The sequence below is a fragment of the Pseudoalteromonas sp. MMG013 genome (genome assembly GCF_018100885.1).
Classification (GTDB): domain Bacteria; phylum Pseudomonadota; class Gammaproteobacteria; order Enterobacterales; family Alteromonadaceae; genus Pseudoalteromonas; species Pseudoalteromonas aurantia.
Genome location: NZ_JAGJEE010000044.1, coordinates 1 through 22,379, shown reverse-complemented (window position 1 = coordinate 22,379; position 22,379 = coordinate 1). Strand labels below are relative to the sequence as shown.

Sequence of the window (22,379 nt, the reverse complement as noted above, 5' to 3'; positions counted from 1 at the left end):
TAGTTTAAAGAGTTATTGTTTTTTAGAAGTAAAACAAGATCAATTTTTATACAGAACTTGTTGAGCACATGTTAACTTTAGAGTTGCCTAATTTGAAACAATTCTTTTAAGCTGTTTTTGTTGGAATTTTCCGTTATTAATAACCAAATGGAATAACAAAGCAGATCTTCGTCTTTTTCTTACTCGTAGAGATGCGTATGCTTTCAACTCATAAATCCTTACATCGTGTAAGGGCGTTGTAGATGAGCAATCTAAGCAAAAAATAGTTTAGGGTTACGGGGAATTTTTAATGTTGTTGAATCAACTTAGTGCTGCGGCAAGCCCGCTCACACAAGAGCAAGTGCAAAAACTACAAGGTTTGGTTGCAGAACTGAATCCTATTCAACAGGCATGGGTTAGTGGGTATTTGGCTGCAAATGCAAATACAGCGGCATTAAGTGGAGTTGTGGGTCAAACGGCTACACCAGCAGGCGACGCTTTGCCACTCACCATATTATATGGTTCACAAACAGGTAACGCGAAAGGTGTTGCTACTCAGCTGAAAGAGCAAGCTGAATCACGAGGCTTGGCGGTTAAACTAGTAAGCATGTCTGATTATAAAACGTCGGCATTGAAAAAAGAGAAGTTTGTAGTGGTGGTGGTATCGACTTATGGAGAAGGAGAGCCTCCTGAGGATGCAGAAGCACTACATACATTTATTGCCAGTAAGAAGGCCCCTAAATTAGACAGTACGCAAATAGCTGTGATTGGTTTGGGTGATTCAAGTTACGAGTTTTTCTGCCAAACGGCCATTGATTTTGAAGAACGTTTAGTTAAGTTAGGTGCTGAAGTTGCCTTTCCTCGAGCAGATCTTGATGTGGATTATGATGAGCAAGCACAACAGTGGATTACAGATGCATTAGCGGTGTTTGAACCGCAATTGCAAGCACAGCAAAGTGCTGGTGGCAATGTTGTGACTATGCCATTTGGAGTACCTACTGCAGCATCAAGTCAATATACGAAGCAAAATCCATTTTCAGCTGAGCTCAGTGTAGTCCAAAAAATTACCGGTAGAGACTCAAGTAAAGATGTACGTCATGTTGAGATTTCACTAGAGGGTTCTGATATTACTTACACGCCAGGAGACTCCTTAGGTGTGTATTTCTTAAATGATGAGGCACAAGTTGACGCGATTCTCAGTACATTAGGCATCGTGGCTGATGCACAAGTTACATTGGGTAAAGAGACCCTAGATATTCGTACCGCGCTTATTGAAAAACTAGAATTGACGCAATCTTATCCAGGTTTTGTAGAGAAGTACGGGCAAGCGACAGGTAACTCGGCGCTGTTGGCATTAGTGGAAGATAAAGCAGCAATGCGTGAATATATCGAGCCTCGTCAAGTGTTTGATATTATTTTACAAAATCCAGCTGATATCACAGCGCAAGAATTAGCAGATAGCTGTCGTAAGCTACAAGCGCGTTTGTATTCAATTGCCTCAAGCCAAGCGGAAGTGGAAGAAGAAGTACACCTAACTGTGGGGTTAGTTGAGTTCGAAGCGTTTGGAGAGCAGCACTTCGGTGGCTGCTCTGGTTATTTGGCGCAACGCGCTGAAGAAGGGGTAAGCGTAAAAGTATTTAGCGAACATAACGATAATTTCCGTTTACCGAGCGATGATACAACACCAGTTATTATGGTGGGTCCAGGTACCGGTATCGCACCATTTCGAGCGTTTTTACAAGAGCGTGATGCGCGAGAAGCGCAAGGTGATAATTGGTTGTTTTTCGGTAACCCTAACTTCACTCAAGATTTCTTATATCAAGTGGAATTACAAGGCTATGTAAAATCAGGCTTGTTAACCCATATTGATTTGGCATTTAGCCGTGATCAAGCTGAAAAAATTTATGTGCAAGACCGATTGCGTGAAAAAGGCGCAGCGGTGTTTGCTTGGTTAGAAAAAGGCGCACATTTTTATGTATGTGGTGATGCTAACCGCATGGCCAAAGATGTTCATCAAGCCCTTGTGGATATTGTTAAAGCGCATGGTGGTAAAGATGATGAGCAAGCAGAGTTATATTTGAAAGAATTGCGTAGTGCAAACCGCTACCAAAAAGACGTCTATTAATCGGTGCGTGTGCTTATATATCCTGCGATGCGCGTAGGGTATACCGTCAAAGTAAAGTATTTAGGAATTAATAAATGAGCAAGCCCAATAGTAAGCATGATCAAAACGTTAAGTTTGCAGATAACGAACGTTTAAAAACACAAAGTGAGCATTTACGCGGCACGATTACCGAAGACCTGTCTGATCCACTCACCGGTGGTTTTACAGCAGATAACTTTCAGTTGATCCGATTCCACGGCATGTATCAACAAGATGACCGTGATATTCGACCAGAGCGAACCAAGCAAAAGCTTGAACCTTTACATAATGTAATGCTTAGGGCACGTATGCCAGGTGGTATTATCAAACCAGAACAATGGCTTGCAGTAGATAAGTTTGCTGGCGAAAAAACCATGTATGGCAGTATTCGTTTAACAACGCGTCAAACGTTTCAGTTTCATGGCGTATTAAAACCAAATATCAAAGAAATGCATTTAACATTGCATGATGTGGGCATTGATTCAATTGCAACTGCGGGTGATGTGAACCGTAATGTACTGTGTACTACTAATCCGGTTGAGTCAGAGCTTCACCAAGAAGCTTATGAGTGGGCAGCAAAAATTTCGGAACACTTACTGCCAAAAACACGCGCCTATTTAGAAATTTGGCTAAATGGTGAGCGCAAAGATACAACGGATATTGAACCAATTCTTGGATCAACTTACTTACCGCGTAAGTTTAAAACAACCGTCACAATTCCTCCAAACAATGAAGTAGATGTGCATGCAAATGATTTGAACTTTGTTGCAATTGAAGAAAGCGGTAAATTGGTTGGCTTTAACGTGTTAGTTGGCGGTGGCTTAGCCATGACACATGGTGATGTGAATACTTACCCTCGTAAAGCGGATGATTTCGGTTTCATTCCACTAGAGCACACGCTAAAGATCGCTGAGCATGTTGTATCGGTACAGCGTGATTGGGGTAACCGTGTTAACCGTAAAAACGCCAAGACGAAATACACGTTAGATACGTTTGGTATTGATGAGTTTAAAGCTGAAGTTGAAAATCGAGCGGGTGTTAAGTTTGCTCAGAGCAGACCTTATGTGTTTACACATCGAGGCGATCGTATTGGCTGGGTTGAGGGGATTGATGGCAAGCATCATTTAACCCTGTTTATTCAAAATGGTCGTATTTTAGATTATCCAGAGAAAGCGTTGAAAACGGGCTGTCGAAAAATTGCAGAAATACATCAGGGTGATTTCCGCATGACTGCGAATCAGAACTTGATCATCGCCGGTGTACCAACAGAGCAAAAAGCGGAAATTGAAAAAATAGCACGCGAACACGGCTTGATTGATGATACCGATACTGAACAACGGAAAAACTCAATGGCCTGCGTGTCATTACCAACATGTCCACTTGCGATGGCTGAAGCTGAACGATATTTACCTGACTTAGTTACTAAAGTTGAGCAATTGCTGATAAAGCATGAAGTTGCGAATGACAGCATCATATTGCGTGTTGTGGGTTGCCCTAATGGCTGTGGCCGTGCGCTTTTAGCGGAAGTCGGTTTAGTGGGCAAAGGACCTGGTAAATATAACGTATATCTAGGTGGTAATAAAGAAGGTACAAGGGTGCCTAAATTATACTTAGAAAATGTAGGCGAAGAAGTGTATTTACCTGCACTAGATACTTTAATCGGTCAGTGGGTAAATGAGCGTGAGCAAGATGAGTGTTTTGGTGACTTTGTGATCCGCAACGGCATTGTTGCCGAAGTTAAAGTCTCAAAAACAGACTTCCACGCTTAAACAAACAGGATATTGGCGGGTCAAAACTCGCCAATTTTAGGAATAAGCATGAGTGACTATAAAAATATATTACAGTTAAGTGGTGATGAACAACGTCACTTATTAGCACAAGCAAATGAATTACTGTTGCCAATGACGCCGCAACAGCGAGTGACTTGGGCCTTAGAAAATTTGCCGAACAATGCATTTTTATCGTCTAGCTTTGGTATTCAAGCCGCGGTAATGCTGCATCTAGTAACGCAAGAAAAAGCAGATGTGCCTGTTATATTAACTGATACTGGCTACCTTTTTCCTGAAACATATCAGTTTGTTGATTATTTAACTGAACGGTTAAGCTTAAATTTAAAGGTTTACCGCTCTAATTACAGCCCAGCTTGGCAGGAAGCCAAATATGGTAAGTTATGGGAGCTTGGTGAAGAAGGCATAAAGCAATATAATACGCTTAATAAAGTAGAGCCAATGACGCGAGCATTGCAAGAACATAAAGTGGGTACATGGTTTAGTGGGCTACGCAGAGATCAAGCCTCGACACGTGCTGATAAGCAAGTTTTAGAGATCAGTCGCGGAACCGTGAAGGTTTACCCCATCATTGACTGGAGTAATCGCGACGTTTACCAATACCTTACCAGGCATGATTTACCATACCATCCCTTATGGGAGCAAGGGTATGTGTCTATGGGGGATGTGCATACGACGCGTAAACTTGAACCGGGTATGACGGAAGAAGAAACACGCTTTTTTGGATTGAACCGTGAATGTGGCTTACACATTGATGGCGATGGTATCTAGTCATTCTCCAGTGTCAGATACGCTTTACAAGCACAACTTTTGTTGTGCTTTTTTTATGTCTGTCAGCTGTGTATCATCTAATTAATCACGCTAAGCTTAATTGAATGAAACGAGGGAGTGAAAACATGAAGTCTGTAAGTTATATGATGATTATGGTGATGCTAATAGGGTTGGGGTCGCTCTTTGTTTTAAAACGTCCCGATGGAAAACCTTGGATAAGTGCAGAGGAACTGGTACAAAAAGCTCAAGGGAGTGCACAAGCGGTATTTCAATACTCGGAACATACACTTAATAAAGCCGTTGGCAAAGCCAAAGAGTTAGCTGATATAGATCCGGAAAAAGAAGTACGCAGTGATCCTGTAATTTATAAATGGCGTGATGAGAATGGCAATTGGATTTATTCAGATAAGCCAAACCCTAAAGGGGATAGTCTGCACCATACCTTAGATCCCAGTCGGGTCACGATTATGGCGGCGGAAGATACAGCGATTTTGGATAAGCTTGCGTCAGAGAAATCAGCGAGCGAGTCGCAACACGGGGTACCCTCTGCTTTAAATCCTGCTGCGGTAAATAAGCTGATGAAAGATGCTAAAAATGTACAAAAATTGATGGATGATCGAACCAAACAGTTGGATGATGCAACCGGTGGAAATGGTGACTAGCAAGAAAATTTATAACGCATTCACTTGCTCAACCTAATATGATTTAACCGATATCTTTAAGGACTTGTTCTGCAATTGCCAAGCTAGCTGTCAGGCCTGGAGATTCAATGCCAAATAGGTTTATCAAGCCAGTATAGCCATGTGTATTTGAGGATTGAATTATAAAGTCTTGAGCACCGGTTTGAGTTATTTTTGGGCGAATTCCTGCGTAATCAGCAAAGAGCTTTGTATCGTCGATAGCTGGCCAATATTGCTTAATAGCTTGCACGAATTTATTTTTATCATTGGCATCAACTTGATAATTTAAGTCATGGATAAAATGGGTGTCAGGTCCAAAGCGGAGTTGGCCTGCGAGATTGAGTGTTGCATGTATGCCAAGCCCATGTTTTTCAGGCACAGGATACACTAAGTGTGAAAAAGGGTGTTTACCGTGATAGCTAAAGTATTGACCGCGACAATAGTGTAATTCTGGAATATATTTTTTTTCTAGCCCATCAATTAAAGAGGCATTTTTTTGAGCAAAAAGGCCACCAGCATTAATTAAATATTGGCATTGGATCTGAAATAAATCACCGTCACAATCTAAATCGACTACGTACCCATTACAGGTTTTACGCGCAGCTAAAAACTGTGTACGAGGCACATATTGGCCGTGATTTTGTGCTAATTTTGTCAGGAGTGACAACATAAACTGATGACTATCAATAATCCCTGTAGAGGGAGACCATAGTCCGTGTGTTGCATTAATATGAGGTGCGTAGCGACCAATGTGTGTTTTGGACAAAAACTGCAAATCATCAACGCCATTGATTTTTGCTTGCGCAGCAATGGTGTCTAAGGTATTCACCTCAGAAGTCGTTTTTGCGGTGAGCACTTTACCGATTCTTTTGTGGGGTACGTGAAATTTTTCACAATGTCGATATAGTAATTCTTTACCTTGGATACATAGCTGGGCTTTTAAACTGTTGGTAGCGTAATACAGCCCTGCGTGGATGACTTCGCTGTTTCTGCTGCTACTGTGTTCACCAAATTGTTCACCTTGCTCGATGAGTAGTGTTTGAGTTGATTCACTGAATTTCGCTGCAACAGCCATTCCGATAACACCAGCGCCAATAACAACAGTGTCTAACTTTTCCATAGTGCTTCTTTCAATGATTGGCTGAAGCTTAGTATACCAAAGGCAATAATATGGGTCATCTTTACTGTATCAATATGAGTACTTTATAGGCTGCGTGGATCATTTATCGACTACACTATATCAACGGCCATATTGATATAAGGAACAAAATTGAAAGGTTTATTTTACCTGGCTTGGTTTATGTTGGTATCTCATTTTACTGCTGCAAGTCCAATTAAAGTGGTTGTTGGGGGCCATAGTCCTTGGCCACCATATATTTTAGAAGATGGTTCAGGTTTAGTGAAAGAGATCACTGTGGCTGCATTCGCGGCACAGAATATTCGCTTTGAAATACGTACTGCGCCATTTAGCAGAGTAATGAGGTTACTGGAACAAAAAGAAATTGATTTAGTGCCAGCACTTTGGTGGACACATAAACGGGCACAGACATTGCTCTTCACCGAACCTTATTTTAATAACGACATGGTGGTGGTTCAACATGCAAAGTACAAGATTAACTTTAAAGGTGCCACCAGTCTGCGCTTCTTAACCATGAGCACCATAAGAGGGTATGGCTATCATGAATTTCTAAATGGTATTGAAGGGCTGAAAGTTGTACCCGTGCTAAGTTTGCACGCTAGCTTACAATTGGTACAAAAAGGACGCGTAGATGTTGCAATAGCTGATTTATGGGCAGTCAAACATCATTTGAAAGTATATCCAGAACTGCATGATCTAGAGGTGCTATATCCGGCATTGATGTCTTGGCCATTACATACGGGTGTGCTTAAAACACACCCACAAGGGAAGGAGATAATTCGACAATTTAATTTAGGGCTAGCAAAAATCAGAAAGAGTGGAGTTTACCAACAGATTGTTATGAATCACCTTGGCGACTTCGAGTAACAACTGCAGCGGTCATTCGAGATACACAGCATAATTGATTTTGCGCATTGACGATTTTTACTTCCCAGACTGATGTGCGCTTTCCTATGTGTAGTGCACGCGCTGTGGCTGTAAGAATGCCATTGCGAGATGCTTTTAAATGATTAGCGTTGATTTCTTGTCCAACACAATAGTAGCGTTCATAGTCCACCACGAAGTTTGCTGCATAGCTGGCGACCGTTTCTGCAAGAGCGACATTGGCACCACCATGGACTATTCCTATCGGGTTGTGATGATGTGGGGTAGCGGGCATTGTGGCTACGAGGTAATCAGATCCGATTTCTTTTATGCTAATACCAAGCGTTTTCATGAGCGACCCCTGTCCATGTAATCCGTTGTCTAAGTCATTACAAAACGCTAAAGTGATGGGGCGAAACCAAATGGACATGACAGCTCCTAAAATGAGTCCTTTAATATAATGGGTGACTTTTATATACCGAGTATTAAAGATAAGCAATTGAATTATTTATATCAGCCATGCGGCACGAGAATTTTATTATAATAAGGGTATCGCCTTATCTGCACTTCTGCTGAGAAATAGGGGTGAATATGTATCGAATACAAGTGCAGACACGTGTTATTGCCAGCGCCAGTGTTACCCAAATGAAATTGGCTTTCTACCCGTGTCAGCATCTTTTCTATTTTTTCTGCTTCTATTACGCTTTTTCTTTTTTTCAGGCTCTACAACGTCAGGAGTCGGTTGTGTTCTAATCGCTGGAGTCGCGTCACTAGAGAGTGTGAGTAGATAGTCATCACCATCAAAATGTAGGCTATCACCAGAATACATTTTTTTGCGTTTTACCGTACACACTTCATTGTTGACGGCTATATAGCCTTCACCAATGAGCATTTTAGCTTGCCCACCCGTTTCAACTAGGTCTAATACCTTAAGTAGATTACATAACTCTATTGGCTCTTCTTCTAGCTCAACTTCAATAAATTCAATGGGTTCATCGGTCATTCAAGTAACTCCTATTTCAGTTTGCGATATTATACCGCTGGATGCGACAGCTGACGAAACTTTTTGTCTTTTTTTATGGTCTTTAACTTAGATATCGTTATTTGTGTGTATTTTGGTTCAGAAGCTAATACTAGGCATAAGACAGCACATCTCAAGACAAGGGCGACGTAAGTATGGGTATTCGAGCGATGTTAAAAAAAGAGTTAATGAACTTAGATGGGTTAGACTTAATGACCGCAGAAGATGTGAGAAACTATTTGAAAGCACATTTTGCACGAGTGGCAAATAAATCAGCCCATAGTTATCGTGTGATCTCGCGCTTTAATGAATACCATAATCAGATAATGACTGGTACTGACACCAAGGAATTGACACTGAAATACGAGCGTCATCGCCTATTTAAAGACATTCTTTATAAGAAATCGACGGTACAACAATGGGCCGCTAAATATGAAACGTAAGCGCATGGTAGAGATTTGACGTTGCATTTTGCCCCACCATTGATTACAGTTGTAATCAATGGTGGGGCAAGTAATAAATTATGAATCGAGTACATGGCGTTATATCCAGTATGTTTTGGTTGGTGTTATGTGTTGGTTGCCAATCAACTAGTAAGGTACATGTATATCATGCGGTGTTAGAAGAAAATAAACAGTCCATATTAACAAATGAGTTAGATGCTTTAGGTATTGAGTACCGTCTTAATAATGTGATATCTAAAAGAGTATATGACAACCCAACCCTTTTCTACTTCCCGGGAGATTTGACTCAATCGATAGTTGATGAGGTAACACTTCTTGTAAACAAATTGGGCTTTGAACGCCTTGATACCCGAGTGTTTAATCATGATAATCACTTTTACTCGCAGGGTAACCTTGGGTTATATTTTCCTGCTCTAGCTAGTAAACAGGTTGCCCCTAATTTACTTTATACCCACGATTGCAGTGGGCACGATAGTCGTGTTGTTTTGCGTGCAGAGAGACAGTGGCGTGAGGAAGGGGTGCTAAGTACTCACAATGTTTCGGGGGGGTGGCAATACGAAGCACCGTATTTAACCCTTATTTACACAGGACAATATGGCCGTATACAGCAAGCTTACCGTGAAGAGCACCACCAGGTGATGACGTTGCAAGGCCCAAAAAAAGCCACGACGTACCATGTTTTGGGCCACCGAGAGTATCCGGTTAAGTTGTTCAATTGTGATTTACGCGTTATTTATGCACAATAATTAAAGTGCTTGTAGGCGCTTTTTGGCTATGTCTAATAACGAAAGACTTTGTTTTACTGCGGTAATATTAGGGGTAAATGGCGTCACTCTACTTGTTGCTTTTTCAATGACAGGGTATTCAGCTAGTGAATTGGCATAGACGCTTTGTGTGTCACTTGTTAATAAAAACTGGATGAATTTTTGAGCGTGATGCTTGTTTGGCGCATATTTGGCTATTGCTGCGGTGGTCGTGGAAATAGGTGTAGTACCATCATTTGCAATCATATAATGTATGTTAAGCTTTTCAGCTAGGTCACGGTCTAGCTTGTTATTGGATTGCTTCATCATGGTCCAATAGTAGTGATTTGCCAGTGCATATTGGCATTGCCCTCTGGCCAAAGCGCGCAATTGATCTCTGTCTCCACCTGTGGGTCTTTTTGCCAATAATTGATTAGCGATGGGTAACCATGCTGTATCTGAGCCTGATTCACTGGCAAGCAGCGAGGCTACGAGCATTTGATTATAACTATGCTGCCAGTTACGAACACAAAAGGTGCCTTTGTATTGTGGGCGTGTTAATGATGCATAGCGAAGTGGTGGTGATGATGTATCATCTTTATGACTGAAAAGCGCACGTGTTCGCATCGAAATGCTGACCCAAAATCCATTATTATCTTTAAGTTCACTCGGGATGTGATCCCACTGAGCAAGATGTGGGATTGGCTGTAAGAGGTTTTTGTGATCATGTAACTGTACTAAATCAGAGCTCAGTATCACGTCAGCAAGAGAGTCCATTCCATCTTTTTTCAAGCGAGCGAGTAAGTATTTGGATTTACCATTTACGACGTTAACTTTAATATTGTGCTGTGCTTCAAATTTTTTAATGACAGGTTCAATGAGCTCATATTTACGAAACGAATAAACATTCAAATGCGCTGTATTAGCAAATATTGGGGCACTTTGTATCAATATAAGGGAATAAAGTAAAAGTTTGCTTTTCTTCATTGTAAATAAGAACTATTATCAGGTGTGTATAGAATACAACGTCATTTACATATGTCTATAGTTACGCCAATAATTTCAGTTTTACGTTCACCAGTGCAGTTTGGTGCCGCGTGTTTTGCGCTTTTTGTATCAGTCATGCTGTATGTAGGTTATTTACTGAATAATTATTACCAACAGCAAGAACGGCAAACATTACAACAGCAGCTATCGCAGTACCATCATCAACTTGATACCAAACTATCATACGTTGGGCATTTGTTATATTCGATTGATTCTTATTTGGTGCCTAGTTTTGAAATGGACCTTTTCAACCAAGTCGCACAGTCCCAGCTTCCGGGCAGTGACGTTGAACTACGGCTAGAATTGTATCGAATCATTAGTGCTGAACAAGTGGCGAATGTGGAAGCCAGTCAGAAAAGTCAGGGCTTTTTTGATTATAAAGTACGTTTAGCGCAAGCACACAGCCAGCATTACCTCACATTGATGAACGTGGCCCCAATGGCCGAATATGGGCATACAATGGGGGATAGCTTAAATTTTGCCGAACAACAAATCAACGCCCTTTACGAACAACAAAGTCTGATGGCCATCAACTGGCGAGATCAAGCTAAATGGACATTGCTGGTACAAAGGCCTGATCACGATGGAGCTGCATCAGCATTGGGTATTAGCTTTGAATTACCAATTTTACTAGAAGGTTTGTTTGGTCATATTTACCAGACAAGTCAACAGCACATTCGTGTTTTAACACAACAACAGGTGCTGTTTAGCTCTGATTGGCAAAACACGCATAGTTTAGAAAGTCGACAAGTAGGTGCATATCAACATATCGACTTTTATGGTCAAGAGTTGATGTTACAGTTATTTAGTCAGAAGCAATTGGCCCCCAGTTTACTCGAAAATAGGCAATTGATGATTGCAGGATTCATTGTGGTGGCAAGTCTATGTGCTTGGCTCGTATGGATGCAAGTACGATATCTGGTTTCTAGGAATAACGTTGTTAACAGAATAGTGGTTGAGCGCACCACAAGCCTAGCGCAAGCCAATGAGCGGTTAAGTGTTGAATCGGATAGGCGTTTAGCGGCTTTACAACAGCAGATCAGCGCTGAAAGAAAGTACAAAAGCCTATTTTTGAACAGTAATGAAGGGCTTTTTGTACTTGATGGGCACGGTCAACTTATTGATGCTAACCCTGCATTTAGGCGCTTGCTTATCGGCGTAGAGGACAAACCCCTCGGGGCGTATTTAAGCCAATATATCGTTGATGATGAGTTCGCTACGCAGTGGCAAGCCATCATTGATCAGAAATCGCGACATGACGAATTAGAATGGTTAGCGCAGGTAGAGTCTAAAGATAGTATTTGGCTTAGACAAACTGGAAGTTGGTTACATAACCCTAGTGGGACCTTGTATGAAGGGCGTGTAACAGATATTACGCAACTTAAATTATTTAATGAACAGCTCAAGTACAAAGCTCAGCATGATAGTTTAACAGATCTGATTAATCGACAAACATTCTTGAATTTGGTTGAAACGTGTCGAACGGTCACAGAGCGAAAGTATATATTGCTATATATTGATTTAGATAGGTTTAAGTTGATTAATGATACCTTGGGTCATCTCGCTGGAGACCGACTGTTGGTTGAATTTGCAACACGTATGCGAATATTGCTAGGGAACTTTGCTGACATTGCGCGTTTGGGAGGAGATGAGTTTGCGGTATTAATTGATTTTGCCAAATTGCCGATGCCATTAGAGGGCGTATTGGAAGATATTCTGGTAGAAATACGTAAACCTTTTATATATCAAGAGCAGAGTCATAGTATTAGTGGCAGCGTTGGGGTTAGGAAGTTTACCGTTCCATGTTTGAATTATGAAGCAGAAAAGCTGCTGCATGATGCGGACATTGCTATGTATGAGGCAAAAAAGCGAGGTAAGAATTGCTATCACATCTATAGTCCAGCGATTGCCTGTGAAGCTTCTAGGAAACTGAGAGTCGAGCGCGCATTACATGATATGACGTTAGACACTGAGCTTAAATTACAATTTCAGCCTATTTTTTGTCGAGATGGCAAGGTGTTGCGAGGCTTTGAAGCGTTAGTGCGGTGGCAAAGCCCAGAGCTGGGCTTTGTCAGCCCTGCAGAGTTTATTCCAATCGCGGAAGAATGTGCCAAAATAAACGTGCTAGGTCAGTGGGTATTTCGTGAGGCACTATCGTTTATGAGTGAGCATAATTGTGAAGGGCTGTTTATGAGTGTGAACGTGTCTCCCTTACAACTACAAAGTGGGATGTTTGTACCTTGGTTAAAGCAATTGTTTGCTCAGTGTGATGTGTCACCGCAACAATTTAAAATTGAATTGACTGAATCTGCGATGATGATGGTGGAGGACAGTTTGATTGAGCCATTAGAGCAATTGCATGAACTTGGATTTGGTATTTATATCGATGATTTTGGAACTGGTTTTAGTAGCTTAGCTCGTTTAAGCGTATTGCCTGTGGATGGTTTAAAAATTGATAGGGCATTTATTGACGGTATTGAGTGCGCTGGCAGCGCTCGTCAGCTGATAGAAGCAATTTGTGCAATTGCGAAAAGTTTTGATTTAGAAGTGACCGCAGAAGGAATTGAAACACCAGAACAATTAGCCGTATTAGGGGCATTGCATTGTCAACAAAGCCAAGGGTACCTTATGAGCAAGCCATTAAAACGTCAGGCAGCAGCAGAATTACTTATTCAGACCTATGGTAGGCCATATTTAGAATTGGTTACGCAATAGGCATTCAGTACTGAGAATGTAATACAAACCCATGTGAGTATCTGATTTTGTGCTTTACTTGATATTGACTTTAAGCAATGAGCAATGGAGCCATATATGCCAAAAGTAACCTCTGTTACGAATAATACATTTTGTTGGGCTGAATTATGCTCGAGTGACTGGTCAGCAGCAAAAACATTCTACACCGAATTATTTAACTGGCAGTTTGATGATCAACCTATTGGTGATGATTACTATTACACGATGCTGCAAAAGGATAAAGATGATATAGCCGCCATGTATCAAATGATGCAAGAGCAAGTAGACGCACAGGTTCAGAGCCATTGGTTGGCGTATATTGCAGTGGAAAATGTTGATGTATTAGCCGTTGAAGCGCAAAGTTTAGGCGCACACATTATTCACGGGCCACATGATGTGCCTGGTGCAGGCAGAATGGTTATGATGAGCGACCCAACAGGTGCTTTAGTTGCACTGTGGCAAGCGAAGGAGCACTCAGGTTACCAACGAAAATTTGAGTTTAATGTGCCGTATTGGCATGAACTGGCATCCAAAGATGTCGCAGCAAGTACCTCTTTCTATACACAGCTTTTAGGGTGGGAAGCCGAGATTATGCCTATGGGGGAGTCACAATATACCCTGTTTAGCGTCAATTCAGAGCCTGTTGCAGGGTTAATGGAAATGACATCAGAGTGGGATGAAAGTATTACGCCACATTGGATGATTTATTTTTCTGTGCGAAGTTGTGATGCAATGGTAGCGCAAGCGGAGCAACTCGCTGGCACAGTATGTGTGCCACCGACTGATATTGTGCAAGTGGGTCGGTTTGCTGTATTGAGCGACCCTAGCGGTGCTGTATTTTCAATTTTAGAGTCGACCTCAGGAGATATTATTGACTCTGAACAATAGGCAGAGATTGCGGTAACTTGATCACTTCACCACCACATTTTGCAAAGCTCTGAAGCAGTGTGTCAATTAAAGCTTGCAGCTTACCAGAGTGATGTAATGCCTTAATTGATGCATCTAATGCGCTGACCAGTTTTACGTGGCGCTGGTGCACGTAATGATAGATGCGATGAGGTTTAGCGTGCAGAAGTTTAATGTACACTTTTTTAATTCCTGCGGTGCACAAAGAGCCGCTGGGAAATACGCTGTTTGCTAACAGTATATTTGCTTGTTCTTTTACCAATGCTTGGAAAGCAGAAATGTCATTTTGCACAGCAGTACAGCTTAAACCTTTTTTGGCGCAATAGTGTTCCGCAATGAGGTTACCATGAATACGCAATATGGGATCTTTTAGGTTTACCTGGCAACTGTGTGGTTTAAGGCAAAAAATGGCTAATTGAGATTGCGCAATGGGAGTTGGTATTTTTATTACGTTTTTGTACGTTGTCATCACAACATCAACACGACCGCCTTCCGCATCGAGTAGGCCCTGATCCACATTTTTTAATCCTCGGTAACTGGGTAAAAATATCACTTCAGGAACGATGTTCAATGGCTGATAAATTTCGGTCATGATGGCGGTAACCTGTTGCTGGCCTAGCTGATAGGAGAGTGCTTCACTGGCATTAATTGTGTAGGGCTTTGCATTGCAAGGGAGGATAAAAAGTACTGATATAATCAGTAGTAAGGTGCGCATAGTGAGTCTACCTGTCCATAAATACGTAAGTTAATGATTGTTGTTTTTGCATACTGATTGCTTAGCACTGGCTTGATTTTTATGTATCTTACCCCAAAAATATTAGTTCAAATTATGTAACGTGAAAGCGTTTCGGGTTAAATATTGTGTCGGGTAATTAGGAATTGATATGAATAAACACATTGTTATCACAGGGGCCAATAGAGGTATTGGGTTAGAGTTTTGCAAGCAGTATGCTTTAGCTGGTTATCAGGTAACAGCCATTGTTCGTCGTTCATCTGATGCCCTTGAACAATTGAATGAGGTCAATATTGTAACTGACATCGATGTAAGCAACACGACGGACATTTCTGTGTTACAGGAGGCTTTATCTGGACAACCGATAGATGTCCTTATCAATAACGCAGGGGTATTTAGTAATGAAACACTGACTGATATGGACTTTTCAGCCCTAGAACGACAGCTACAGGTAAATGCCATTGCCCCAATTCGTGTTGTGCATGCATTACAGCAGAATCTTTCACCCGGTGCTAAAGTTGCTATGATCACCAGCCGAATGGGATCAATTGCAGATAATAGCTCTGGCGCATATATTGGCTATCGCATGTCAAAAGCCGCATTAAATGCCGCGAGCGTGAGCTTAGCGCATGAATTAAAAGATCAAGGTGTCGCGTTAACATTGTTGCACCCAGGGTTCGTACAAACTGAGATGGTGAATTACGCAGGAGATATTTCAGCTGAGCAAGCAGCGTATAGGTTAATTACCCGTATTGAGGAACTGACGCTTGAATCCAGTGGCAGCTTTTTACATGGGAATGGTGATCCACTTCCTTGGTAAAAGACATTTTATAGAGGCGAAGAAGTGTCGACCATAGAGTCAATAAAGTTTAGTTTATTTATGCTAATATGAGCACATCAATTGAGTTCACCTGAATGCAGATTATCTATGGAATTATCACAAAATACACCACTTACTTTGCCGCTATTTTTATTAAATGATGAAATCGAAACGCGTAATATTGACATGCCTGATTTAGTGTTAAATGTTACGCTCGATGAAACACTTCTGGCTAATTTATGCCAAAATCCGAGAGCAGATGAAAGTGTCAGTATTACTTTAGATGCGTATGATCTTGAAGTGAGAGATGTCACATTTTCAGCGTTAGCAACAGGCTCACACCAAGCCCAGTTATTACTGAATCATGGCCCGATATTGAGTGCCGTACTCAGTGATGAATCTGAGCAAGTTTTTATTTCCCCTCCGGTAGAGATGATGCCGACCTTTGATTTAGGCGAAGAAGTCGAGGAGGATTAATGCAAAAACGCTTCTGGGCCCTATTGATTGGCTTTTTATTGCTTTGTGGGTGTACCGCAATTGGTTTTAGCAAATATGATGACTTGTTTGGTAAAGCGCAAACTCAAGCACGTTTGAGTAGTGGTCAGTATGGTCTCGCAGCAGAATATTTAAAAGTGGTTAAGCCTGTTTTAGATACACGGTGTGTGGTGTGTCACGGCTGTTATGATGCACCGTGCCAACTTAAGCTATCTTCACCTGAAGGGATTGACCGAGGGGTAAGTAAAACACGGGTCTATGACGGCACAAGGTTATTGGCTCAACAGCCAAGCAGGTTGTTGTATGATGCCGCGAACACAAAGCAGTGGCGTGAAAAGGGATTTACACCGGTATTGAATGAGCGAGTACAAACAGAACAGGCGAACTTGTTAGGGAGTGTATTATACAATAGTTTGCTGTTAAAGATGGGTCATCCGCTACCATCGCAAAGCATACTGGGTGAAGAGTTTGATTTTTCACTAGACCGTACCCAGCGTTGTGCAAATATGGATGAGTATTCCGCATTGGCAAGACATCAACCTCATGCGGGGATGCCTTATGGATTGCCAGCGATATCACCACAAGAGTTCAATATCCTAACATCATGGATGCGCAAAGGCGCCAAAATGGCCCATATTCTCCCACCCACAGAGGAGGATATAAAGCAGGTGTCACAGTGGGAAGCATTTCTAAATCAAGATAGCCTAAAGCATCGATTGGCTGCGAGATATATTTATGAACATTGGTACCTTGCCAATATTTACTTTCCTACCAAGGTAAAAACAGCATCACCGAGCTTTTTTAAGTTGGTACGCTCGACTACCCCCCCAGGGCAAGAAATTAAACTCATTGCAACTCGTCGCCCGTATGATGATCCGCAAACTGGGCGTGTCTATTATCGGTTAATGCATGAGCGTACTACCATATTGGCCAAAACGCATATGCCGCTTGCGCTAGATGGAAAGAAGATGCTGCGGTTATATCAGCAGTTTATTGGTGCGGATTATGACGTAACGTATTTGCCGAGTTATGATGCCAAGGTTGCGTCGAATCCATTTAAAGCGTTTTCACAAATCCCGGTAAAATCTAAATATCAATTTATGCTTGATGAAGCGGAATTGATCATTAAGGGTTATATCAAAGGCCCCGTGTGTAGAGGACAAGTGGCATTAAATGTGATTAATGACCAGTTTTGGGTGGCGTTTGTTGATCCGGGTAAAAACAGTTCTCCAGAAGTGAGTGAGTTGTTGTTATCGCATGATGATGAGTTGGCTTTGCCTGCTTCAGAACAAAGTAATGTGTTGCCGGTATCTAGTTGGACGAAGTATGCAACTCAGCAGCATGCCTATTTAAAAGCGAAAACAGCATTGGCCAATAAGTTACTCGGGGATGGGGAAAACTTAACTCTAGATTTATTATGGCAAGGGGATGGGCATAATCAAAATGCTGCGCTAACGGTATTTCGCCATTTTGACAGTGCAACGGTGGTAAAAGGCTTTGTTGGACAAAAACCAAAAACAGTTTGGGTACTTGACTATGCATTATTTGAACGTATTCATTATTTGCTGGTGGCGGGCTTTGACGTATACGGTAATATAGGCCATCAGTTAAATACGCGCCTATATATGGACTTTTTACGTTTAGAGGGTGAGCAGAACTTTATTAACTTTTTGCCAAAAAGTATTCGTAAAGAAGTGCGGGATCATTGGTATAGGCGTTCACATGTAAGTTTAAGTGAGTTCATAAATCGTAAGGCGTTATGGGGCGCGCCAACGGGTATTGAGTTTGTAACGAATTCACCAAAAGATGAGTTACTTGATAAGTTTCAACAACATTTGGCACCTGTATTGAGCCAAGAATATGATTATAGTGCTGTTCCTGAGGCATTTAAAGCACTCAATCACTTGCCTGCCACGACCATAAATTTACTGCCTCAAGTGTCATATATTTTGCAGAAAGGCCCAACAGGGCAGAGCCATAAAGCCTACACGTTGATCCATCATAATGCGCATTATAACATTTCAAGCTTGTTGAATGAAAAGGGTCAGCGAGCCTATCAAGAAGACACAGCCACATTAGTCCCAGGGTTTATCGGAGATTACCCAGAAGCAATCTGGTATTTGCCAAATGAAGTACATGCAACAGAGTTTATTTCGCAACTGCAAGCGGTTGCAAGTGAAGCAGATTATCGCGCTTTAAAAGCGCAGTTTGGTATTCGTCGGACGCACCCGCAGTTTTGGCAGTACAGTGATATATTACATAACGTTGCGAAAGAGTATCGGGGTGTAGACTATGGACTGTTTGATTATAATAGACTGGAAAACCGTTAGATGTCAATAATTTAACAAGCTAACGGTTTTAGTTAGGGAGCGTTACAATATACTCGCGGCTTTCACAGCGGCGAGTAATACAGATTCATCTAAACGAACTTTGTAGTTTGGGTTCGTATATTGAAATTGCACCAGTCCTTTTTTGTCGACTACAAATACCGCTGGTACCGGTAAGGCGACTTTGCTTTGTCCATCTAAATCAACAAAATTGACACCCATACGATCACGGTATGCTTTGGCTGTTTTCTCATCTAAGAAATACGCAACACCCAGAGCCTGTGCTAATGCCAGTTTACTATCAGATAGTAACTGATAATTAGGTGAGTCGATTTTGCTTTTTGCCAATGCTGCTGGGCTATCAGGAGATACCGCGATGATTTTTGCACCATAGCCTGCAATTTGTGCTTCAATTTTTTGGATCCCAGCTAATTGACGAGAGCAATATGGACACCATCCACCGCGATAAACGACAATGACTGTTGCTTTATTGTCGGCATATAGGCTGTTTAAATTGACTGATTTATTGTCTTTATTTCTTAACGTCAATTGAGGGGCGTCTAAGCCTGGTAACAAAGGCCTAACGCGTTCAGGGGCAGACTCAATATTAGTAACTTGAGCCGCGTGAGTGATTGGGCTTACGAAAAAGCCAATTATAATAATTGATATAGCTGTTAGAAAACGCATAAAACTCTCATGAATAAATTAGTGACTTGTATTAGAACGGACCAGTGGCGAATTTCTTTCAGTGGGGTATCATATTGCCTTTGAAATGATCATAGAGAGAGCACAATGTCTGCCAATGTCACTAAACTGGTTGTAATGCTAGAAATGCAAAACGCCATGAATACAAAAGTTCATGAACAGTGGTTTAACCAAGGGTTTGATTGGTATCGTGCTATCTGGGTTGAATGTGCAGAAATGCTCGACCATTACGGTTGGAAGTGGTGGAAAAAGCAAACACCTGATACAGAACAAGTGATACTAGAGTTGGTGGATATATTTCACTTTGGTTTGTCACTACGTATTGATGGTGAAACATCATATCAGGCGCTGGCGCAGCAGCTTGATACACAATTACAGCAACCGCATTGTGGTGCTGATTTTAAACAAACACTAGAGCAATTGGCAGCATCAGCTGTTGCGGATAAAACGTTTAATGCAGAAGCCTTTGCTGGGTGCATGCAGCAAATTGACATGAGTATTGACGATTTATATCGCGGTTATGTTGGCAAAAATACGCTGAACTTTTTCCGTCAAGATCATGGCTACAAAGATGGTACGTACATTAAAGTATGGAATGGCCAAGAAGATAACGAGCACCTAGTTGACGTCGTAAAAAGCCTCGATACAGAGCATCCAGATTTTGCCAAAAATGTATATGCTGGTTTAGTTGCGCGTTACCCGAGCTAGTTTATTCCTCTGTTAATGGGAGTAAGTGGCGGTAATCAGTCACACATTGATAGCCAGTGATCTTATTCGCTGGCTGTTTGCTGTCAGGGTTTGCGACTGCGAGCAAATGGGCAATACCATAGTGTTTGGCGGCATCTAAGACGGCTAAGCTGTCATCCACGAATAAAGTGCGCTGCTTATCAAATTGCAAGTCAGCTTGTACTTGTTGCCACAGAGACTGGCTTTCTTTACTTACACCGTATTGGTGCGTGGAGATAATTTTGTCTAAGTAGATGTCAAACTGTGTGCGCTCTATTTTCAACGATAAGCTATCAGGATGGGCATTAGTGAGTAATATTAGCTCTTTACCGGCTGCTTTGAGAGCTTGTAAAAAAGCGGGAGTGTCGTCACGAATGGTAATTAGGTGCTGAATTTCTCGCTTAAGGTCCATAATGGGTAAGTCGAGTTGTGCTTGCCAATAATCTAAACAATACCATTGTATTTGGCCTCCGACGGCTTCGTAGCGCTTCATAATTTCAGCTTTCGCATCGGTTAAGCTAATCCCCTGTTTCTTGGCGTACTCCCGAGGGATCACATCGAGCCAAAAATGACTGTCGAAATGGAGATCCAGTAGTGTGCCATCCATATCAAGTAAAACGGTGTCGATATTTGACCAATTTAGCATAGGCATTTTTCGTTAAAGGCTTTATGATTAAGTTACCGTCATGATAGCAAAAAAACGCCTATGTCACAGAAAAAGCACCCTTGTCCACCTGAGATCATGACTTGTGAAGTCGTGGCTAAAAGTAAGCTGTTTACTGTGGAGTCACTCGACTTGCAGTTTTCCAATGGCGTGCAACGCCAATATGAACGAGTTCGTGGCGGCGGTCGAGGTGCCGTTATGATCGTCCCAATAACGGCTGAAAATGAACTACTCTTAGTGAGAGAGTATTGTGCTGGTACGCATGATTATCAATTAGGCTTCCCGAAAGGGCTTATTGATCCTGGTGAAACACCGCTTGAAGCTGGAAATAGGGAACTAAAGGAAGAGGTGGGCGTAGGAGCGAAACAGTTCACAGATTTAAAAACGCTGTCTTTAGCACCGAGTTACTTTAATGCCAAAATGCATGTACTTGTTGCCCAGCAGCTTTACGCACAATGCCTTGAAGGTGATGAACCTGAACCCTTGGTAGTTGTTAAATGGCCATTACACGATTGGCAATCTTTGCTAACTCAAGTGGATTTTACAGAGGCTCGAAGTGTTGCCGCATTACTGTTATTACAGCAATTTTTAGCATCGGAGGAGTAAGTTTGCACTCATTATTGGAGCCTTGTATTACGCTTGCCGCGCAAGCAGGCGCCGCGATATTGGAAATTTATAAAAATGACGATATTGGCGCGCGAGAAAAGTCAGACAAGACGCCTGTGACTTTGGCGGATATTGCCGCCAATGAGGTGCTTATGGCTGGGCTACAACAGTTAACCCCTGATATTCCTATTATGTCAGAAGAAACACCGATCCCTGAATTATCACAGCGAGCATCTTGGCACCGCTATTGGTTACTCGACCCACTGGATGGGACAGGAGAGTTTATTTTAGAAAGTGGCGACTTTGCGGTCAACATTGCTTTGATTGAGAATAATAAACCCGTGTTGGGAGTAATATATTGGCCGACTGAAAATACCACTTACTATGCTGTTCATGGCGGCGGGGCGTTTAAACGTTCAGCGACACAGGACACGCAAATCTATGTATCAAAGCCAAATAACCTCACTGTTGCAGTAAGCCGTAGACAAAAATTGGAAGTTGTCAGTCAATTTATTGAACGGCAGTTTGACACAATTGCATTAGGGTCTTGTTCATTAAAGGCATGTATTATCGCGGAAGGTCAAGCAGATTGCTTTTTACGGGTTGGTCCGACGGGGGAGTGGGATACCGGCGCGTCTCAAGTAATAGTGGAAGAAGCGGGGGGATGTATCACTGACGCAGAGTTTAATCCACTTACTTATAACCAAAGGGAGAGTATCGAAAACCCAGACTTTATTGTGATGGGCCACCAAGATTGGCCTTGGCAGACAATGATCACACCACATCAACGACGGTCACTGTCTAAATAACGCACAAGGTTGGCAATTATTTACTTGCGTTTTGGTATATAAAGCACTTAACGAAAATTAAGTGCTTAATTGCTTGCATTTAAAATAGAATCCTATACTATAGCGACCTCTTCAAAAGACAAGTTTAAAACATTGTTTTTTAGGAGAATAAATTTTAAGCGATTTTACTTAAAATTACAGGCGCGGGATGGAGCAGCCTGGTAGCTCGTCGGGCTCAT

The 22,379-nt window shown here is 41.8% G+C and carries 22 protein-coding genes; 15 read left to right on the top strand and 7 right to left on the bottom strand.

The features are described from left to right. Positions 1-289: 289 nt before the first annotated feature. From J8L98_RS23030 to J8L98_RS23015, 4 genes are all read left to right on the top strand, one after another. Positions 290-2,104 carry an assimilatory sulfite reductase (NADPH) flavoprotein subunit gene (locus J8L98_RS23030; protein WP_210998391.1) on the top strand — a complete coding sequence of 605 codons (1,815 nt, stop codon included), beginning with the start codon at positions 290-292 and terminating at the stop codon, positions 2,102-2,104. Positions 2,105-2,178: 74 nt separating this feature from the next. Further along, the gene (gene cysI / locus J8L98_RS23025) at positions 2,179-3,891 is read left to right on the top strand and encodes an assimilatory sulfite reductase (NADPH) hemoprotein subunit (protein WP_210998390.1); all 1,713 of its coding nucleotides are present in this window, start codon (positions 2,179-2,181) and stop codon (positions 3,889-3,891) included. Between the two features lie 48 nt (positions 3,892-3,939). Next, on the top strand, positions 3,940-4,680 hold the full coding sequence (locus J8L98_RS23020; protein ID WP_210998389.1) for a phosphoadenylyl-sulfate reductase: 741 nt from the start codon (positions 3,940-3,942) through the stop codon (positions 4,678-4,680). Positions 4,681-4,805: 125 nt separating this feature from the next. Next, positions 4,806-5,342: a DUF4124 domain-containing protein gene (locus J8L98_RS23015; protein WP_210998388.1), complete on the top strand. Its 537-nt coding sequence runs from the start codon at positions 4,806-4,808 to the stop codon at positions 5,340-5,342. A 43-nt stretch (positions 5,343-5,385) separates the two neighbouring features. Here the strand turns inward: J8L98_RS23015 and J8L98_RS23010 are convergent, their stop codons facing one another. Further along, entirely contained in the window at positions 5,386-6,480 is a 1,095-nt protein-coding gene (locus J8L98_RS23010) for an NAD(P)/FAD-dependent oxidoreductase (RefSeq protein WP_210998387.1), read from the bottom strand. A 150-nt stretch (positions 6,481-6,630) separates the two neighbouring features. On the opposite strand from J8L98_RS23010, the gene J8L98_RS23005 reads away from it, so the two are divergent. Continuing rightward, positions 6,631-7,365, top strand: coding sequence for a transporter substrate-binding domain-containing protein (locus J8L98_RS23005; protein WP_210998386.1), 735 nt, complete (start codon positions 6,631-6,633; stop codon positions 7,363-7,365). Here the strand turns inward: J8L98_RS23005 and J8L98_RS23000 are convergent. Together J8L98_RS23000 and J8L98_RS22995 are read right to left on the bottom strand one after the other, a co-directional pair. Further along, positions 7,337-7,792, bottom strand: coding sequence for a hotdog fold thioesterase (locus J8L98_RS23000; RefSeq protein WP_192506050.1), 456 nt, complete (start codon positions 7,790-7,792; stop codon positions 7,337-7,339). The two genes, J8L98_RS23005 and J8L98_RS23000, sit on opposite strands and share 29 nt — an antisense overlap. A gap of 207 nt (positions 7,793-7,999) precedes the next feature. Next, complete coding sequence (locus J8L98_RS22995; protein WP_210998385.1) at positions 8,000-8,365, bottom strand: RNA-binding S4 domain-containing protein; 366 nt, start codon at positions 8,363-8,365, stop codon at positions 8,000-8,002. A gap of 173 nt (positions 8,366-8,538) precedes the next feature. On the opposite strand from J8L98_RS22995, the gene J8L98_RS22990 reads away from it, so the two are divergent. Both J8L98_RS22990 and J8L98_RS22985 read left to right on the top strand, forming a co-directional pair. After that, positions 8,539-8,826, top strand: coding sequence for a hypothetical protein (locus J8L98_RS22990; RefSeq protein ID WP_192506048.1), 288 nt, complete (start codon positions 8,539-8,541; stop codon positions 8,824-8,826). A gap of 80 nt (positions 8,827-8,906) precedes the next feature. Further along, on the top strand, positions 8,907-9,593 hold the full coding sequence (locus J8L98_RS22985; protein WP_210998384.1) for a hypothetical protein: 687 nt from the start codon (positions 8,907-8,909) through the stop codon (positions 9,591-9,593). Here J8L98_RS22985 and J8L98_RS22980 read toward each other — a convergent pair whose 3' ends face one another. After that, complete coding sequence (locus J8L98_RS22980) at positions 9,594-10,577, bottom strand: extracellular solute-binding protein (RefSeq protein WP_210998383.1); 984 nt, start codon at positions 10,575-10,577, stop codon at positions 9,594-9,596. A 51-nt stretch (positions 10,578-10,628) separates the two neighbouring features. Here J8L98_RS22980 and J8L98_RS22975 point away from each other — a divergent pair, with 51 nt between their 5' ends. Together J8L98_RS22975 and J8L98_RS22970 are read left to right on the top strand one after the other, a co-directional pair. Beyond that, positions 10,629-13,352 carry an EAL domain-containing protein gene (locus J8L98_RS22975; protein ID WP_210998382.1) on the top strand — a complete coding sequence of 908 codons (2,724 nt, stop codon included), beginning with the start codon at positions 10,629-10,631 and terminating at the stop codon, positions 13,350-13,352. A gap of 96 nt (positions 13,353-13,448) precedes the next feature. Further along, positions 13,449-14,258, top strand: a complete 810-nt coding sequence (locus tag J8L98_RS22970) for a VOC family protein (RefSeq protein WP_210998381.1) — start codon at positions 13,449-13,451, stop codon at positions 14,256-14,258. On the opposite strand, the gene J8L98_RS22965 is transcribed toward J8L98_RS22970, so the two are convergent. Then, on the bottom strand, positions 14,239-14,991 hold the full coding sequence (locus tag J8L98_RS22965; RefSeq protein WP_210998380.1) for a hypothetical protein: 753 nt from the start codon (positions 14,989-14,991) through the stop codon (positions 14,239-14,241). The genes J8L98_RS22970 and J8L98_RS22965 overlap by 20 nt on opposite strands. A 169-nt stretch (positions 14,992-15,160) precedes the next feature. Here J8L98_RS22965 and J8L98_RS22960 point away from each other — a divergent pair, with 169 nt between their 5' ends. From J8L98_RS22960 to J8L98_RS22950, 3 genes are all read left to right on the top strand, one after another. Further along, on the top strand, positions 15,161-15,829 hold the full coding sequence (locus tag J8L98_RS22960) for an SDR family oxidoreductase (RefSeq protein ID WP_210998379.1): 669 nt from the start codon (positions 15,161-15,163) through the stop codon (positions 15,827-15,829). A 108-nt stretch (positions 15,830-15,937) separates the two neighbouring features. Beyond that, the gene (locus J8L98_RS22955; RefSeq protein WP_210998378.1) at positions 15,938-16,306 is read left to right on the top strand and encodes a hypothetical protein; all 369 of its coding nucleotides are present in this window, start codon (positions 15,938-15,940) and stop codon (positions 16,304-16,306) included. Continuing rightward, positions 16,306-18,654, top strand: a complete 2,349-nt coding sequence (locus J8L98_RS22950) for a fatty acid cis/trans isomerase (RefSeq protein ID WP_210998377.1) — start codon at positions 16,306-16,308, stop codon at positions 18,652-18,654. The genes J8L98_RS22955 and J8L98_RS22950 overlap by 1 nt, the downstream gene beginning before the upstream one ends. A 42-nt stretch (positions 18,655-18,696) precedes the next feature. Here J8L98_RS22950 and J8L98_RS22945 read toward each other — a convergent pair whose 3' ends face one another. Next, positions 18,697-19,338: a peroxiredoxin-like family protein gene (locus tag J8L98_RS22945; RefSeq protein ID WP_210998376.1), complete on the bottom strand. Its 642-nt coding sequence runs from the start codon at positions 19,336-19,338 to the stop codon at positions 18,697-18,699. A 105-nt stretch (positions 19,339-19,443) separates the two neighbouring features. Between J8L98_RS22945 and J8L98_RS22940 the strand changes: the two genes are divergently transcribed. Further along, positions 19,444-20,064 (top strand): dUTP diphosphatase, encoded by a 621-nt coding sequence (locus tag J8L98_RS22940; protein WP_192506038.1) that lies wholly within the window; start codon positions 19,444-19,446, stop codon positions 20,062-20,064. A 1-nt stretch (position 20,065) separates the two neighbouring features. On the opposite strand, the gene yrfG is transcribed toward J8L98_RS22940, so the two are convergent. Then, positions 20,066-20,728: a GMP/IMP nucleotidase gene (gene yrfG / locus J8L98_RS22935; RefSeq protein ID WP_210998375.1), complete on the bottom strand. Its 663-nt coding sequence runs from the start codon at positions 20,726-20,728 to the stop codon at positions 20,066-20,068. Between the two features lie 60 nt (positions 20,729-20,788). On the opposite strand from yrfG, the gene nudE reads away from it, so the two are divergent. Together nudE and cysQ are read left to right on the top strand one after the other, a co-directional pair. Continuing rightward, on the top strand, positions 20,789-21,352 hold the full coding sequence (nudE, locus tag J8L98_RS22930) for an ADP compounds hydrolase NudE (protein ID WP_210998374.1): 564 nt from the start codon (positions 20,789-20,791) through the stop codon (positions 21,350-21,352). A 2-nt stretch (positions 21,353-21,354) separates the two neighbouring features. Further along, positions 21,355-22,161: a 3'(2'),5'-bisphosphate nucleotidase CysQ gene (cysQ, locus tag J8L98_RS22925; RefSeq protein WP_210998373.1), complete on the top strand. Its 807-nt coding sequence runs from the start codon at positions 21,355-21,357 to the stop codon at positions 22,159-22,161. Positions 22,162-22,379 lie beyond the last annotated feature (218 nt).

Excerpts from the sequence above, each read along its gene's own strand:
- J8L98_RS22945 (WP_210998376.1), bottom strand. The coding sequence starts at position 19,338 with ATGCGTTTTCTAACAGCTATATCAATTATTATAATTGGCTTTTTCGTA.
- J8L98_RS22940 (WP_192506038.1), top strand. The coding sequence starts at position 19,444 with ATGTCTGCCAATGTCACTAAACTGGTTGTAATGCTAGAAATGCAAAAC.
- J8L98_RS22965 (WP_210998380.1), bottom strand. The coding sequence starts at position 14,991 with ATGCGCACCTTACTACTGATTATATCAGTACTTTTTATCCTCCCTTGC.
- J8L98_RS23000 (WP_192506050.1), bottom strand. The coding sequence starts at position 7,792 with ATGTCCATTTGGTTTCGCCCCATCACTTTAGCGTTTTGTAATGACTTA.
- J8L98_RS22970 (WP_210998381.1), top strand. The coding sequence starts at position 13,449 with ATGCCAAAAGTAACCTCTGTTACGAATAATACATTTTGTTGGGCTGAA.
- J8L98_RS23030 (WP_210998391.1), top strand. The coding sequence starts at position 290 with ATGTTGTTGAATCAACTTAGTGCTGCGGCAAGCCCGCTCACACAAGAG.
- J8L98_RS22975 (WP_210998382.1), top strand. The coding sequence starts at position 10,629 with ATGTCTATAGTTACGCCAATAATTTCAGTTTTACGTTCACCAGTGCAG.
- J8L98_RS23010 (WP_210998387.1), bottom strand. The coding sequence starts at position 6,480 with ATGGAAAAGTTAGACACTGTTGTTATTGGCGCTGGTGTTATCGGAATG.
- J8L98_RS22990 (WP_192506048.1), top strand. The coding sequence starts at position 8,539 with ATGGGTATTCGAGCGATGTTAAAAAAAGAGTTAATGAACTTAGATGGG.
- J8L98_RS22980 (WP_210998383.1), bottom strand. The coding sequence starts at position 10,577 with ATGAAGAAAAGCAAACTTTTACTTTATTCCCTTATATTGATACAAAGT.
- J8L98_RS22955 (WP_210998378.1), top strand. The coding sequence starts at position 15,938 with ATGGAATTATCACAAAATACACCACTTACTTTGCCGCTATTTTTATTA.
- J8L98_RS22950 (WP_210998377.1), top strand. The coding sequence starts at position 16,306 with ATGCAAAAACGCTTCTGGGCCCTATTGATTGGCTTTTTATTGCTTTGT.
- J8L98_RS23020 (WP_210998389.1), top strand. The coding sequence starts at position 3,940 with ATGAGTGACTATAAAAATATATTACAGTTAAGTGGTGATGAACAACGT.
- nudE (WP_210998374.1), top strand. The coding sequence starts at position 20,789 with ATGTCACAGAAAAAGCACCCTTGTCCACCTGAGATCATGACTTGTGAA.
- cysI (WP_210998390.1), top strand. The coding sequence starts at position 2,179 with ATGAGCAAGCCCAATAGTAAGCATGATCAAAACGTTAAGTTTGCAGAT.
- J8L98_RS22985 (WP_210998384.1), top strand. The coding sequence starts at position 8,907 with ATGAATCGAGTACATGGCGTTATATCCAGTATGTTTTGGTTGGTGTTA.
- J8L98_RS22960 (WP_210998379.1), top strand. The coding sequence starts at position 15,161 with ATGAATAAACACATTGTTATCACAGGGGCCAATAGAGGTATTGGGTTA.
- J8L98_RS23015 (WP_210998388.1), top strand. The coding sequence starts at position 4,806 with ATGAAGTCTGTAAGTTATATGATGATTATGGTGATGCTAATAGGGTTG.
- yrfG (WP_210998375.1), bottom strand. The coding sequence starts at position 20,728 with ATGCTAAATTGGTCAAATATCGACACCGTTTTACTTGATATGGATGGC.
- J8L98_RS22995 (WP_210998385.1), bottom strand. The coding sequence starts at position 8,365 with ATGACCGATGAACCCATTGAATTTATTGAAGTTGAGCTAGAAGAAGAG.